Consider the following 14,584-nt stretch of genomic DNA (forward strand, 5'->3'; position numbering starts at 1 on the left):
ACTGCTTGATGAAGGTTTGCTCACAAGAATTTAGCAGACGTTTGGTTTATGGCCAGTAATGACCAGGGGCCGCTTCGCGCCCCATTCGCAGCACAAGGCTGCTCCTACAAAGGATCGCGTAACCCCTGTAGGAGCAGCCTTGTGCTGCGAATGGGCCGCAACACGGCCCCCTAGTTCATACAAGCAAACGATCAACCCTTGGCAGCAACCTTGGGCTTTTTCAACAGATGCGAAAACACCGCATGCAGATCGTCCGAGGCACTTTCTTCGTCCAGGTTCAGCTTGCTGTCGATGTGGTCCATGTGATGCATCATCAGGCTTACCGCCTGCTCGGCATCACGCGCCTCGATGGCATCGATCAGTTGCATGTGCTCGTCGTACGAGCAATGCGAGCGGTTACCGCTTTCGTACTGGGCAATGATCAGCGAGGTCTGCGACACCAGGCTGCGCTGGAAACTGACCAACGGCGCATTACCCGCCGCCTCGGCCAGCTTCAGGTGGAATTCGCCGGACAGGCGAATGCCCGCGCCGCGATCACCGCGGGAGAAGCTGTCGCGCTCCTCACGCACCATCTGACGCAGCTCGTTGAGCTGCTCAAGGGTAGCGTGCTGCACCGCCAGTTCGGTGATGGCGCGTTCGACCATGCGCCGCGAGAAGAACACTTGGCGTGCCTCTTCCACCGTCGGGCTGGCCACCACCGCACCGCGGTTGGGCCGCAGCAGCACCACGCTTTCGTGGGCCAGGCGCGACAGAGCGCGACGGATGATGGTGCGGCTGACGCCAAAGATCTCGCCCAGCGCTTCCTCGCTCAACTTGGTGCCCGGCGCCAGACGCTGTTCGAGGATCGCCTCGAAAATATGCGCGTAGACGATGTCGTCCTGGGTACCGCTGCGCCCGGCCTTGCCAGCGCGCACAGGTTTTTTCAGAGGTTGCAGCTGTTCGTTCATGGGCTCTCGAGGCACGAAGGAAAGTATGGCGCCATTGTACACAGGCTGAGCCGTTTCTGCAGGTGGCCTTTTACCTATATAGCCGTTGTACGACGCATTGCGCACACAAAAGATAAAACATTATTTGCTTTCTTTGTACACAAAAGCATAATCCACCGTGCAACTTCCTGACCCATAAGTCAACAAAACGGTCAGGCGTCTGCCTTCCCTCGCGGAGCCGCCAAGTGCAAGCGCAGGACAATGGCTCCAAAACAACAAGAAAGACTTGAGGAGTACCCGCTGTGGAAAGCCGCAAATCCGAAGCCCCTACGCTGGATCTCGCCCCGCCGCTCGAAACGAGCTGGCTGGAGCGGATTTTCAAACTCAAGCAACATGGCAGCACCGTCAAAACCGAAATGATCGCCGGGGTGACCACCTTCATCACCATGGCGTACATCATCTTCGTCAACCCCAACATCATGGCTGACGCCGGCATCGACCACGGCGCGGCGTTCGTCGCCACCTGCATCGCCGCCGCGCTGGGCTGCCTGCTGATGGGCCTGTACGCCAACTGGCCGGTGGGCCTGGCGCCCGGCATGGGCCTGAATGCGTTCTTCACCTACACCGTGGTCGGCACCATGGGCTACAACTGGGAAACGGCACTGGGCGCGGTGTTCGTCTCGGGTGTGCTGTTCATGTTCCTGACCTTGTCAAAAGTGCGCGAGTGGTTGCTCAACAGCATCCCGGTGAGCCTGCGCCATGCAATGGGGGCCGGCGTCGGATTGTTTCTCGGGCTGATCGGCCTCAAGACTGCAGGCATCATCGTCGACAGCCCGGCCACGCTGATCAAGCTCGGTTCGCTGCATGAACCCGGCCCGCTGCTGGCGGCGGTATGCTTCCTGTCGATTGCCATCCTCAGTTACAAGCGGGTGTTCGGCGCGATCCTGATCAGCATCATCGGCGTCACCCTGGCCGGCTGGGGCCTGGGCCTGGTGAAATTTGGCGGGGTGATGTCGATGCCGCCAAGCCTGGCGCCCACCTGGATGGCCATGGATGTCGCCGGCGTGTTCAACGTCAGCATGATCAGCGTGGTGCTGGCGTTCCTGTTCGTGCACATGTTCGACACCGCCGGCACGCTGATGGGCGTGGCGCAACGCGCCAACCTGGTGGCGGCGGATGGCCGCATCGAAAACCTGTCGCGGGCGTTGAAGGCCGACAGTGCATCTAGCGTGTTCGGTGCCGTGGTCGGCGTGCCGCCTGTGACCAGTTATGTGGAGAGTGCTGCGGGTGTCGCAGCGGGTGGGCGTACGGGCCTGACTGCCGTCGTGGTCGGCCTGCTGTTCGTCGCGGCGATGTTCTTCGCGCCGCTGGCGGGGATGATTCCTGCCTATGCCACTGCCGGTGCGCTGATCTATGTAGCGATGCTGATGATGGGCAGCATGGCGCACATCCACTGGGACGAAGCCACCGACAGCATTCCAGCGATCGTCACGGTGATCATGATGCCGCTGACCTTCTCGGTCGCGGACGGTATTGCCCTGGGGTTCATCACCTATGTGGCGCTGAAGGCGGGGACTGGCAAGTACAAGGAAATCTCGGCCAGCCTGTGGGTGCTGTGTGCGATTTTCATTGCCAAGTTTGTGTTCCTCTAATAGCCACTCGCATCAACAAAGGGCGCCTCGGCGCCCATTCTATCTAGGCGCCGGGTGCTGGTTTTTTCTTGAAGGCATAGGGCGCTGCACGCAGCTCCACTACCTTCGCACCTAGCGGAGGTAAGTCCCACATCTGGATATAAGGGAATACTGGTGGCTTGAGCACGATCCGGCCTGCCTTGTCCTTTCCATAGCCAATAGTTGGAACCAAGCTGACACCTTCTTGCAAAAATGCCCCCAGAACCTCACCTGGGCCGTCGGCCGCTTTAGCGTATGCCTCGGCTTGGTACATATCATCCGTTATATAAAAACCTTCTCCTTGAAGTCGCCTATCAGGCAGTGAATGCCCACGCGCCAAACCACGTTTCAACGAGGGTCCATTTGAAGCCTTCGTACCATGAAAGCCAATTAACTGAGTAAATTTCTTTGGGGTGTTATCTGCAGCCCGAGCCAGCGCTGCCTGACCGCTCGCAGGTACTCTATTGACCATTTCCACCAGTGCTTTTACTAGCCAGTGACCGGTTGGATCGCGGTGATTCAGTGGATCACCCTGGCAGTAGCTGTATGCGTTCAAACCACCTTGGGCGAACGGGCTCAAGCTATCCGGGCCATTGAAACGCATCAAAACGGGGTTGTACGCTCTATACCCATTACCCAGATGATAATGGCCAGTAACCCAATCCGATCGTGCACCGTTGAAGCCAAGAGCAGCCTGATGAAGCAGTGCGTGGCCAAAAGGGGAATACCCATGAATTGTATTCATCAGGTGAGATCCTCAAAGGTTACTTAAAACCTGATTTTCTCAACCCCTCCCCAAAGAGCCCACTGGTAAAAATGTCAGTCGCGCAGTGCAATTCACCTGTAGATACAAAAACACCAGACGAAAAAAAGCCCGCCAGTGTGAGAGCGGGCCAAAGGACCTACGAAGATTCTTCTAGCGACCAACTAGCTTCCGCGATAGGTCGAATAGCTGTACGGCGAGATCAGCAGCGGCACGTGGTAATGCTCCTGTTTCTCGTCGATGCCAAAGCGCAGCACGACAACATCCAAAAACGCCTGGGCCGGCAGTTGCACACCGCGAGCGCGGTAGTAATCGCCAGCGCTGAACTGCAACTGGTAAACGCCCGTGCGGTAATCGTCACCTTGCAGCAACGGCGCATCAACACGGCCATCGCTGTTGGTCAGGGCGGTGTTCACCAGCTCCAGCTGTTGGCCTTCGACACGGTACAACTCGACCTTGATCGAGCTGCCCGGGCAGCCATGCGCGGCATCCAGTACGTGTGTGGTCAAACGTCCCATTGCTTGTCGCCTCTTGTTCAATCTGTGGGCAAAAAATACACGGCCATCATCACGCCAACCGGCCTGCGATGTGCGGGAATGACGTTATTAAGACATTCCATCGCCAAATTGTACACAATTTTTTGAACCCGTCCGTCGCGGCCCAGGCAAACCCGCCAACAGTCGCAAATACAGGCACCGTGCCGAGGCCAACGTCATTAGCTGACCAATCAGGCAGGTTTATTGCAAGGGATTCTCAGGCGACAAAAGGGAAGAAATGCGGAAAAACAGGCTTACAAAAGATTTCAGAAGTTGTATACAATCAGCCCATCCGGTGGTGCGACATACCGACGCGGCCCGCCCACCCCGCACTAACACACAAGAAGGAAGACTGCAGTGAGCGCTGACTATCCTCGCGACCTGATCGGTTACGGCAACAACCCACCTCACCCGCAATGGCCGGGCAACGCCCGTATTGCCCTGTCTTTCGTCCTCAATTACGAAGAAGGTGGCGAGCGCAACATCCTGCACGGTGACAAAGAGTCCGAAGCCTTCCTGTCCGAGATGGTCGCCGCCCAGCCGTTGCAGGGCCAACGCAACATGAGCATGGAGTCGCTGTACGAATACGGCAGCCGTGCCGGCGTGTGGCGCCTGCTCAAGCTGTTCAAGGACAGCGGCGTACCGCTGACCGTGTTCGCCGTGGCCATGGCCGCCCAGCGCCACCCGGATGTGATCCGCGCCATGGTCGAAGCCGGCCACGAGATCTGCAGCCACGGCTACCGCTGGATCGACTACCAGAACATGGACGAGGCACAAGAGCGCGAGCACATGCTCGAAGCCATCCGCATCCTCACCGAACTGACCGGCGAGCGCCCTGTGGGCTGGTACACCGGCCGCACCGGCCCGAACACCCGCCGCCTGGTGATGGAGGAAGGTGGTTTCCTCTATGACAGCGACACCTACGACGACGACCTGCCCTACTGGGAGCCGAACAACCCCACCGGCAAGCCGCACCTGGTGATCCCCTACACCCTGGATACCAACGACATGCGCTTCACCCAGGTACAAGGCTTCAACTGCGGCGAGCAGTTCTTCCAGTACCTCAAGGACGCCTTCGATGTGCTGTACGCCGAAGGCGCCGAAGCGCCGAAGATGCTCTCCATCGGCCTGCACTGCCGGCTGGTCGGCCGCCCGGCGCGCCTGGCCGCGCTCAAGCGCTTCGTCGACTACGCCAAGAGCCATGACCAGGTCTGGTTCGCCCGTCGCGCGGACATCGCCCGCCACTGGCACACCACCCACCCGTACAAGAAAGAGAACGCCTGATGACCGCTTTCAAGACCCTCACGCCATCGACCCTGGGCCGCGACGCCTTCGTCGCCGCCTTCGCCGACATCTACGAGCACTCGCCGTGGGTCGCTGAAAAAGCCTATGGCCTGGGCAACCTGAGCGAGCTGGACGAGATCGAAGTGCTGCACCAGCGCATGAGCGACATCCTGCTCAGCGCCAACCACGCCGACCAGCTGGCGCTGATCAACGCTCACCCGGACCTGGCCGGCAAAGCCGCCATCCAGGGCGAGTTGACCGAATCGAGCACCAACGAGCAGGCCGGCGCCGGTATCCACCAGTGCACCGCCGAAGAGTTCGCCCGTTTCACCGAACTCAACGACGCCTACAAGGCCAAGTTCCAGTTCCCCTTCATCATGGCCGTGAAGGGTAGCAACCGGCACCAGATCCTCGCCGCTTTCGAGAAACGCATCCACAACGACGCGGATGCCGAATTCAAGGAAGCCCTGGCGCAGATCAACCTGATCGCCTTGTTCCGTCTGCTGCAGCTGTAAGCAACAGCCGAACCTCATTCAGAAAACGAACAATAGAAGAGATAACCGCATGCGCACCCTGATGATCGAGCCCCTGACCAAAGAAGCCTTCGCCCCCTTCGGTGACGTGATCGAAACCGATGGCAGCGACCACTTCATGATCAACAACGGCTCGACCATGCGCTTTCACAAGCTCGCCACGGTCGAAACCGCCGAGCCTGAAGACAAAGCGATCATCAGCATCTTCCGCGCCGACGCGCTGGACATGCCGCTGACCGTACGCATGCTGGAACGCCATCCGCTGGGCAGCCAGGCTTTCATCCCGCTGCTCGGCAACCCCTTTCTGATCGTGGTCGCGCCCGTTGGCGATGCACCTGTATCAGGCTTGGTCCGCGCCTTCCGCAGTAACGGCAGGCAGGGCATCAATTACCATCGCGGCGTTTGGCACCACCCGGTGCTTACGATCGAAAAGCGGGATGATTTCCTGGTGGTTGATCGCAGTGGTTCTGGCAACAACTGCGATGAGCATTACTTCACCGAGGAACAGATGCTGATCCTCAATCCCCACCAATAAGAAAAGGTCGATCATCGTAAGGTGATCGGCAGAGGTACATACTGTGGAAGCACACCTTCACGAATGGCTGAACCTGAGCATTCGCTGGGTTCACATGATCACCGGTGTCGCCTGGATCGGTGCATCGTTCTACTTCGTCTGGCTGGAAAACAACCTGAACCGGAGCAATCCGCGTGACGGGCTGTCGGGTGACCTTTGGGCCATCCACGGCGGTGGTATCTACCACCTTGAAAAGTACAAGCTGGCACCCCCGAAAATGCCCGAGAACCTGCACTGGTTCAAATGGGAAGCCTACTTCACCTGGATGTCCGGTATCGCCTTGCTGTGCGTGGTGTTCTACTGGAACCCGACCCTGTACCTGCTGGCCCCTGGCAGCACCCTGAGCGGTGCCGAGGGCGTGGCCATTGGTATCGGTTCGCTGGTGGCCGGCTGGTTCATCTACGACCTGCTCTGCGACTCGCCGCTGGGCAAGCGCCCGGCATTGCTGGGTGGCGTGCTGTTCGTGCTGATCATCGCTGCGTGCTGGGGCTTCAGCCTGGTATTCAGCGGCCGTGGCGCATACCTGCACACCGGCGCGATCATCGGCACCATCATGGTCGGCAACGTGTTCCGCATCATCATGCCGGCCCAGCGCCAGCTGGTGGCTGCAATCGAGAACAACACCACGCCTGACCCACGCCTGCCGGCCAAAGGCCTGCTGCGTTCGCGTCACAACAACTACTTCACCCTGCCGGTGCTGTTCATCATGATCAGCAACCACTTCCCGAGCACCTACGGCAGCCAGTACAACTGGCTGATCCTGGCCGGCATTGCAGTGGCGGCGGTATTGATCCGTCACTACTTCAACACCCGTCACGACAGCAGCAAGTACGCCTGGACCCTGCCCGTCGGCGCTCTGGCGATGATCTGCCTGGCCTACGTCACCGGCCCCAAGCCGATGGCCGTCAGCCCTGAGCAAGCAGCCGCGAAGATCGAGTACCAACCGCTGCCCGCCACCGCCGTCGGCGGCAAGACGGCTGCCGAGCTGCGCGCCGAGGAGGCCAGCAAGCCCGCCGAAGCCCCTGCGGCACCGGCGCCAGCCACTGCCCAGGCAAGCGGCGACAGCTTCGACAAGATCCACAATGTCATCCAGGAACGCTGCACCGTGTGCCACTCGTCCAAGCCGACCAGCCCACTGTTCAGCGCCGCCCCTGCTGGCGTGATGTTCGACACCCCGCAGCAGATCCAGGCCCAAGCCGCGCGCATCCAGGCGCAAGCGGTCGCCAGCCAGATCATGCCGTTGGGCAACATCACCCAGATGACCACCGAAGAGCGCAAGCTCGTCGGTGACTGGATCGCCAAAGGCGCCCCGGTCAACTGACCCATCGGGCACACACCGTTCCCGGTGGGAGCGGGTTTACCCGCGAAGAGGCCGGCCTGTCCGGCCTCTGTTTCAAGGCAATACGCAACTAGCAAGCATCGAGCGCCCAGGCCTGCAGCCTGGCGCTTGGATCCGAGAATAAAAACAAAACTCGAGGTGCTGCATGTCCGAGTCACGCAAGGCGTACATTCCCGTTGCGCCGCCGCGTCAGCCTCTGCCCCTGTTCCAACTGATCCTGGTAGGCCTGCAACATGTACTGTTGATGTACGGAGGCGCGATTGCCGTGCCTTTGATCATTGGCCAAGCCGCCGGATTGTCCCGTGAAGAAGTCGCCTTCCTGATCAACGCCGACCTGCTGGTCGCAGGCGTCGCTACCATCATCCAGTCGTTCGGTATCGGCCCGGTGGGCATCCGCATGCCCGTGATGATGGGCGCCAGCTTCGCTGCCGTCGGCAGCATGGTGGCCATGGCCGGCATGCCCGGCGTCGGCCTGCAGGGGATCTTCGGCGCGACCATCGCCGCCGGGTTCTTCGGCATGCTGATCGCACCGTTCATGTCCAAGGTCGTACGCTTCTTCCCGCCCCTGGTTACCGGTACCGTCATCACCTCGATCGGCCTGTCGCTGTTCCCGGTCGCGGTCAACTGGGCCGGTGGCGGCCATGAGGCAGAAGCCTTCGGCTCGCCCATCTACCTGATGGTCGCAGGCCTGGTACTGGCTGTGATCCTGCTCATCAACCGCTTCATGCGTGGCTTTTGGGTCAACGTTTCGGTGTTGGTGGGCATGGGCCTGGGTTACATCCTCGCCGGCTCCATCGGCATGGTCGACCTGACCGGCCTGAAAGACGCACCGTGGCTGCAAGTGGTCACCCCACTGCACTTCGGCATGCCAACCTTCAGCCTGGCACCGATCCTGTCGATGTGCCTGGTGGTGGTGATCATCTTCGTCGAGTCCACGGGCATGTTCCTCGCCCTGGGCAAGGTGACCGATCGTGAAGTCACGCCTGGCATGCTGCGTCGCGGCCTGCTGTGCGATGCCGGCGCGTCGTTTGTCGCGGGCTTCTTCAACACCTTCACCCACTCATCGTTCGCCCAGAACATCGGCCTGGTGCAGATGACCGGGGTACGCTGCCGCTACGTCACCGTGGTGGCCGGCGCGCTGTTGATCCTGCTCAGCCTGCTGCCCAAGGCGGCCTTCCTGATTGCTTCGATCCCGCCTGCGGTACTGGGCGGCGCGTCCATCGCCATGTTCGGCATGGTCACCGCCACCGGGATCAAAATCCTTCAGGAAGCAGACATCGGCGACCGTCGCAACCAGCTGCTGGTTGCGGTGAGTGTCGGTTTCGGGCTGATCCCCGTGGTACGCCCGGAGTTCTTCGCACAGATGCCCCAGTGGATGGAACCGATCACCCACAGTGGCATCGCCATGGCCACGGTCAGCGCCTTGGTGTTGAACGTGCTGTTCAACATCCTCGGTGGTGCCGACCGCGCAGCGCATAACGACGCCTGTCACCAGCACTGAGCCAGACGGGGCGGTGCAATGGCCGCCCCTCTCTCACACCCGCAGTAACCGCTACACCGTCGGCCCGCCGGAATGGGCCGCTCGGGGCGCCCCTGCGCGCTAAAAAAACCGCCAACAAAAACAATAAGTCCGGGAATCACGACATGAAGCGCATCACCACGTCCCTGTTATTGGGCAGCAGCCTGCTGGCCACCCTCCCCTCGCATGCAGGCGAATGGCTGCAATGGCACGGCGAAAGCCTGAGCTACCTGTACGGCAAGGACTTCAAGGTCAACCCTGATATTCAGCAGACCATCACGTTCGAGCACGCCAACAAATGGAAGTACGGCGACACCTTCATGTTCGTCGACAAGATTTTCTACAACGGCAAGGCCGACCGCAGCAAAGGCGTGACCACCTACTACGGTGAGTTCAGCCCACGCCTGTCGCTTGGCAAGATGACCGGCCACAGGTTTGAGTTCGGCCCGATCAAAGACGTGCTCATCGCCATGACCTACGAGCGTGGCGAAGGCGACAACGAGGCTTACCTGATCGGCCCCGGCTTCGACCTGGCCGTCCCCGGCTTCAACTACTTCACCTTGAACTTCTACGTGCGCAACACCGAGGGCAGCCGCCCCGGCGACAACGTCTGGCAGATCACCCCGGCCTGGTCGTACACCATTCCCGTGGGCAGGTCCGACATCCTCATCGACGGCTACATGGACTGGGTCGTGGACAACGACCAGACCCGCCGTGGCACCTACCACGCCAACTTGCAGTTCAACCCGCAGGTCAAGTACGACCTGGGCAAGGCCCTGAACCTGGGTGCCAAGCAGCTGTACGTGGGCTTTGAATACAGCTACTGGAAGGACAAATACGGCATCGACAGCCGTGGCAATGTGGACAGCAACCAGAGCGTTGCAAGCGCCTTGATCAAAGTCCATTTCTAATAACCTGACCAAACGCACAAGTTTGATTCACACCGCTCCAGGACGGAGCACTTGAGGACCGGCGCGCAAGCCAGTAATCTGCGCGCCCCCTCGATCAGGGCAGAACGGATTCTGCCTGCGTTTACTGACCGCTCAGTCAATGAATACGGGCGGTTGGCCAACGTGTTGCCAGCCTGAAAGACCCTTTTCATCCGTTCAGAACGAAGTCGAGCAGGAAGGTTGTGCCAGCCCGGAAAAGTTGGCTCAGCTCTTGCCAAACAGCTGTGGCCTATCGAAAAAAGCTGACTCAAAAGACAAAAACAGCGCCAACACCGAGCGCTGACAACAGATCAATCAAGGGAGCGACACTCGCAATGCGTACCATCAACAGCCTGATCCTCGCCGGCGGCCTGCTGGCCTGCGGCACCACCTTCGGCGGCGACCTGCTGCAGTGGCAGAACAACAGCCTCACCTACCTGTGGGGCAAGAACTTCAAGGTCAACCCCGAGATCCAGCAAACCGTGACCTTCGAGCACGCCGATGGCTGGAAGTACGGCGACAACTTCATTTTCGTCGACAAGATCTTCTACCAAGGCAAGAAAGACGCGGGTAACGGCCCCAACACCTACTACGGTGAAATCAGCCCGCGCCTGTCGTTTGGCAAGATCTTCGACCAGAAGCTGGCGTTCGGCCCGGTCAAGGACGTGCTGCTGGCGATGACCTACGAGTTCGGCGAGGGTGATACCGAGTCCTACCTGATCGGCCCGGGCTTCGACCTGGACATCCCAGGCTTCGACTACTTCCAGCTGAACTTCTACCAGCGCACCACCGACGGCAGCCGCGCGGGTGACAACGTCTGGCAGATTACCCCGGTCTGGTCCTACACCATTCCAGTCGGCTCGTCCGACATCCTCATCGACGGCTTCATGGACTGGGTGGTGGACAACGACGAGAACCGTCGCGGCACCTACCAAGCCAACCTGCACTTCAACCCACAGGTCAAATATGACCTGGGCAAGGCGTTGCACCTGGGTGAGAAGCAACTGTATGTCGGTTTTGAATACGATTACTGGAAGAACAAATACGGCATCAAGGACTCCGATGCCTTTACCACTGACCAAAACACAGCGAGCTTCTTGGTAAAAGTACACTTCTAAGCCGCTGAAACGTGACAGCGTTGCTAACCGGTGACGCTGTCACGTATTAAGTTGTAAGAAAGTTCTTACAAGTTTTTAGGAGAAAACCTACCCAACAAATAACTTGCCTTGTAGGTCAGAACAACCCCAACCGGCAGAACAATGCCTACTATCACCAACGCCATCTCCACCTGATGGTGCTCAAGCATCTGCATGATATCCACCACCAGCATCACCACACTGATGGTCAGCGCCACGCCGAACATCGCGCAGCCCTTGTAGAGCGCCTGCACGTCTATCCCGCGCAGCAGGAAGCCAAAGCCCAGGCTTACCCAGGCAATCGCCGTGATCAGATACAACGCCAAGTGATAGGCGTCGTAGGTCAATACATTGCCGAACATGTGCACACCTCCCCATCAAGCCTGTAAGCGACAGTGCCTAACTATAAATCTGACTTTCTCTGTGCGCACCGCAAAATTTTGACATTTTTTTTGCAACCGCTGATCTAATCTTCCGCCCTCTGCACAACTAAAAAAGACAACAGGGCTATTTGATGCGCACTACCCTCGCCGCCCCTTGGCGCTACTTGGTACTACTTTGCTCACTCTGGTTCGGTATTTTCCTACTGACGCGGTTGGTATTGCTGGTAACCCATCTGGATGAAGTCAGTGGTAATTACTTCTCATTGTTTTTTGACGGGGCAATCTACGACCTGAGTTTTCTTGTCTATGCTGCCCTGCCAATCGGCGTATGCCTGGCGCTTTGCCCGACCTCGCTGTGGCGTACGCGCGCCCATCGTGGGCTGCTGACCGGGCTGCTGGTGGTCAGCCTGTTCGTGATGCTGTTCGTCGCAGTGTCGGAATGGCTTTTCTGGGACGAATTCGGTGTGCGCTTCAACTTCATCGCCGTCGACTACCTGGTCTACTCCAAGGAAGTACTGGACAACATCCGCGAATCCTACCCATTGCCCACGCTGCTCAGCGCCATCGCGTTGGTCGCAGTGGTACTGGCGGTGCTGCTGCGCAAACCGCTGGCCCAGGCCCTAACCGCCCCCGCCGCGAGCGTGCGTCAACGCGTATTGGGCATTGCCCTGCTGGCGGCGCTGGCTGGCCTGAATGGGGTGGTAATCGATCAGCAGTTTCCGCGCGGCCAAGGCGGCAACGCCTACCAGCGCGAGCTGGCCAGCAATGGCCCGTATCAGTTCTTCGCCGCCTTCCGTAACAATGAACTGGACTACACGCAGTTCTATGCCAGCCTCGACGCAGCGGACGTCGGCGCGCACATGCATCAGGAACTGGCCGAACCCGACGTCCGCTTCCAGGGCCAGGAGCCACAGGACATTCGCCGCCACATCAGCGCCCATGGCCCACAGCGCACCCCGAACATCATCCTGGTGACCATCGAAAGCTTCAGCGCCAAATACATGGGCAGCAACGGCGACGCACGCAACCTCACGCCCAACCTCGACGCCTTGCGCCGCGAGAGCCTGTACTTCAACAATTTCTACGCTACCGGCACCCGCACCGACCGCGGCCTGGAAGCCATCACCCTGTCGATTCCGCCAACCCCGGGGCGCTCGATCGTCAAGCGCATCGGTCGCGAAAGCGGCTATGCCAGCCTCGGCCAGCAGTTGACGGCCAGGGGCTACGATGCCGTGTTCGTCTACGGTGGGCGCGGCTACTTCGACAACATGAACGCGTTCTTCAGTGGCAATGGCTATCGCATCGTCGACCAGAGCAGCATCGATGAAAGCGAAATCAGCTTCAAGAACGCCTGGGGCATGGCTGATGAAGACCTGTATCGGCAAACCCTGAAGCTGGCCGACGCTGACCATGCCAAGCAGCAGCCGTTCTTCCTGCAACTGATGACCACGTCCAACCATCGCCCCTACACCTACCCGGAAGGCCGCATCGACATTCCATCCGGTGATGGCCGTGAAGGTGCGGTGAAGTACACCGACCATGCCATCGCGCAGTTCCTACAGGCGGCCAAGCACAAGCCGTGGTTCGACAACACGCTGTTCATCTTCGTCGCCGACCACACCGCTGGCAGCGCTGGCGTGGAAGACCTGCCGGTGAGCAATTACCAGATCCCGTTGTGGATCTATGCACCCAAGCTCATCGCGCCCCGAGAGGACGCCAAGCTGGCCAGCCAGATCGACCTGGCGCCGACCGTGCTCGGCTTGCTCAACCTTGACTACACCTCGACCTTTTTCGGCCGCGACCTGCTAAAGGAAGATGCACTGCCACCTCGCGTACTGATCGGCAACTACCAGCACCTGGGCCTGTTCGACGGCAAAAACCTGGCCATCCTCAGCCCACGCGGTGGCATGCGCGTGCATGAAGACGCCTTGGGCAACAGCCATGAAACCACCGTGGGCAACGACAACCTGTTGGTACGCCGGGCCATTGCCTACTACCAGAGCGCCGCCTACGGCTTCAGCAAGGGCCTGCTGGCCTGGAAGCCGGAGGAAAGCGGCGTGGTCGTCAGCCCCTGAAGGCGCGCCACATCTTCGTTATACCGCTGACCACCGCCAGCACCACGGCCCCGGCCACGACACCGGCCACACCGTTGAGCAAGGCCACGGTCAGCCCACCACCGCGCCCCACGCTGAAGGCCTCGATGGCATGATGCAGGGGCGCGATGCCATGCACCAAAATCCCGCCGCCGACCAAGAACATCGCCGCCGTCCCGATCACCGACAGGCTCTTCATCATGTAGGGCGCGGCGCGCAGGATGCCGTTGCCGACCGCCTGGGATAGTTTGGATGCTTTCTGGGTCATCCACAGGCCCAGGTCATCGAGCTTGACGATGCCGCCCACCAGCCCGTAAACGCCAACCGTCATGACGACGGCGATGCCCGACAGCACGATGATCTGCTGGGGCAGCGGCGAATCCGCCACGATCCCCAAGGTGATGGCAATGATCTCGGCCGACAGGATGAAGTCGGTGCGCACCGCGCCCTTGATCTTGGCCTTCTCGTAGGCGACCAGGTCGACAGTGGCGTCGGCCACGGCCTCCTTGCGGGCCTCATGCTGCGCGTTGTCCTCTTCCTTGCTGTGCAAGAACTTATGCGCCAGCTTCTCGAACCCCTCGTAGCACAGGTATGCGCCACCGACCATCAGCAACGGCGTCACCGCCCACGGGATGAAGGCGCTGATCAGCAACGCCGCCGGCACCAGGATCGCCTTGTTGACGAACGAGCCTTTGGCCACCGCCCAGACCACCGGGATTTCGCGTTCGGCGCGCACGCCGGTCACCTGCTGGGCATTGAGCGCCAAATCGTCCCCCAGCACGCCGGCCGTCTTTTTCGCCGCGACCTTGGTCATCAACGACACGTCGTCGAGTACCGTGGCGATATCGTCGATCAGTACCAGTAGACTGCTTCCTGCCATGTGCCTGTTTCCCGTGAAA

General features: G+C 59.9%; 13 protein-coding genes and 1 pseudogene. 9 read left to right on the forward strand and 5 right to left on the reverse strand.

Annotated elements, in window-relative coordinates; translation table 11 throughout:
• Positions 1–191 precede the first annotated feature (191 nt).
• Positions 192–947, reverse strand: coding sequence for a GntR family transcriptional regulator (locus LOY53_RS18635; RefSeq protein WP_027592953.1), 756 nt, complete (start codon positions 945–947; stop codon positions 192–194).
• A 281-nt stretch (positions 948–1,228) separates the two neighbouring features.
• On the opposite strand from LOY53_RS18635, the gene LOY53_RS18640 reads away from it, so the two are divergent.
• Positions 1,229–2,578 carry an NCS2 family permease gene (locus LOY53_RS18640; protein ID WP_186704050.1) on the forward strand — a complete coding sequence of 450 codons (1,350 nt, stop codon included), beginning with the start codon at positions 1,229–1,231 and terminating at the stop codon, positions 2,576–2,578.
• Positions 2,579–3,092: 514 nt separating this feature from the next.
• On the opposite strand, the pseudogene LOY53_RS18645 reads toward LOY53_RS18640, so the two are convergent.
• Positions 3,093–3,323, reverse strand: a pseudogene (locus LOY53_RS18645) (RHS repeat-associated core domain-containing protein); the annotation flags it as partial.
• 200 nt (positions 3,324–3,523) lie between these two features.
• Positions 3,524–3,877: a hydroxyisourate hydrolase gene (gene uraH / locus LOY53_RS18650; RefSeq protein WP_027592955.1), complete on the reverse strand. Its 354-nt coding sequence runs from the start codon at positions 3,875–3,877 to the stop codon at positions 3,524–3,526.
• Between the two features lie 375 nt (positions 3,878–4,252).
• Here uraH and puuE point away from each other — a divergent pair, with 375 nt between their 5' ends.
• From puuE to LOY53_RS18685, 7 genes are all read left to right on the forward strand, one after another.
• A complete protein-coding gene (gene puuE / locus LOY53_RS18655) occupies positions 4,253–5,179 on the forward strand; it encodes an allantoinase PuuE (RefSeq protein WP_027592956.1) in 927 nt (308 codons plus the stop codon).
• The gene (gene uraD / locus LOY53_RS18660; protein WP_027592957.1) at positions 5,179–5,694 is read left to right on the forward strand and encodes a 2-oxo-4-hydroxy-4-carboxy-5-ureidoimidazoline decarboxylase; all 516 of its coding nucleotides are present in this window, start codon (positions 5,179–5,181) and stop codon (positions 5,692–5,694) included. The genes puuE and uraD overlap by 1 nt, the downstream gene beginning before the upstream one ends.
• Before the next feature lie 49 nt (positions 5,695–5,743).
• Positions 5,744–6,247: an ureidoglycolate lyase gene (locus LOY53_RS18665; RefSeq protein WP_027592958.1), complete on the forward strand. Its 504-nt coding sequence runs from the start codon at positions 5,744–5,746 to the stop codon at positions 6,245–6,247.
• Positions 6,248–6,290: 43 nt separating this feature from the next.
• On the forward strand, positions 6,291–7,607 hold the full coding sequence (locus LOY53_RS18670; RefSeq protein ID WP_027592959.1) for a urate hydroxylase PuuD: 1,317 nt from the start codon (positions 6,291–6,293) through the stop codon (positions 7,605–7,607).
• 163 nt (positions 7,608–7,770) lie between these two features.
• Entirely contained in the window at positions 7,771–9,126 is a 1,356-nt protein-coding gene (locus LOY53_RS18675) for a nucleobase:cation symporter-2 family protein (protein WP_027592960.1), read from the forward strand.
• Between the two features lie 143 nt (positions 9,127–9,269).
• Positions 9,270–10,055 carry an outer membrane protein OmpK gene (locus tag LOY53_RS18680; RefSeq protein ID WP_258703125.1) on the forward strand — a complete coding sequence of 262 codons (786 nt, stop codon included), beginning with the start codon at positions 9,270–9,272 and terminating at the stop codon, positions 10,053–10,055.
• A gap of 353 nt (positions 10,056–10,408) precedes the next feature.
• Positions 10,409–11,191, forward strand: a complete 783-nt coding sequence (locus tag LOY53_RS18685; protein ID WP_027592962.1) for an outer membrane protein OmpK — start codon at positions 10,409–10,411, stop codon at positions 11,189–11,191.
• 65 nt (positions 11,192–11,256) lie between these two features.
• On the opposite strand, the gene LOY53_RS18690 is transcribed toward LOY53_RS18685, so the two are convergent.
• The gene (locus tag LOY53_RS18690; RefSeq protein WP_258703126.1) at positions 11,257–11,571 is read right to left on the reverse strand and encodes a hypothetical protein; all 315 of its coding nucleotides are present in this window, start codon (positions 11,569–11,571) and stop codon (positions 11,257–11,259) included.
• Positions 11,572–11,723: 152 nt separating this feature from the next.
• Between LOY53_RS18690 and LOY53_RS18695 the strand changes: the two genes are divergently transcribed.
• Entirely contained in the window at positions 11,724–13,667 is a 1,944-nt protein-coding gene (locus LOY53_RS18695) for an LTA synthase family protein (protein WP_258703127.1), read from the forward strand.
• Here the strand turns inward: LOY53_RS18695 and LOY53_RS18700 are convergent.
• Positions 13,657–14,565, reverse strand: coding sequence for a DUF808 domain-containing protein (locus LOY53_RS18700; protein ID WP_258703128.1), 909 nt, complete (start codon positions 14,563–14,565; stop codon positions 13,657–13,659). The genes LOY53_RS18695 and LOY53_RS18700 overlap by 11 nt on opposite strands.
• Positions 14,566–14,584: the final 19 nt, after the last annotated feature.

The organism is Pseudomonas sp. B21-031 (assembly GCF_024748985.1).
In the GTDB taxonomy this organism is placed as follows: Bacteria; Pseudomonadota; Gammaproteobacteria; order Pseudomonadales; family Pseudomonadaceae; genus Aquipseudomonas; species Aquipseudomonas kermanshahensis.

Coding starts and splice junctions, on each gene's coding strand:
- LOY53_RS18675 (WP_027592960.1), top strand. CDS start 7,771: ATGTCCGAGTCACGCAAGGCGTACATTCCCGTTGCGCCGCCGCGTCAG.
- LOY53_RS18700 (WP_258703128.1), bottom strand. CDS start 14,565: ATGGCAGGAAGCAGTCTACTGGTACTGATCGACGATATCGCCACGGTA.
- uraD (WP_027592957.1), top strand. CDS start 5,179: ATGACCGCTTTCAAGACCCTCACGCCATCGACCCTGGGCCGCGACGCC.
- uraH (WP_027592955.1), bottom strand. CDS start 3,877: ATGGGACGTTTGACCACACACGTACTGGATGCCGCGCATGGCTGCCCG.
- LOY53_RS18635 (WP_027592953.1), bottom strand. CDS start 947: ATGAACGAACAGCTGCAACCTCTGAAAAAACCTGTGCGCGCTGGCAAG.
- LOY53_RS18680 (WP_258703125.1), top strand. CDS start 9,270: ATGAAGCGCATCACCACGTCCCTGTTATTGGGCAGCAGCCTGCTGGCC.
- LOY53_RS18685 (WP_027592962.1), top strand. CDS start 10,409: ATGCGTACCATCAACAGCCTGATCCTCGCCGGCGGCCTGCTGGCCTGC.
- LOY53_RS18695 (WP_258703127.1), top strand. CDS start 11,724: ATGCGCACTACCCTCGCCGCCCCTTGGCGCTACTTGGTACTACTTTGC.
- LOY53_RS18690 (WP_258703126.1), bottom strand. CDS start 11,571: ATGTTCGGCAATGTATTGACCTACGACGCCTATCACTTGGCGTTGTAT.
- LOY53_RS18665 (WP_027592958.1), top strand. CDS start 5,744: ATGCGCACCCTGATGATCGAGCCCCTGACCAAAGAAGCCTTCGCCCCC.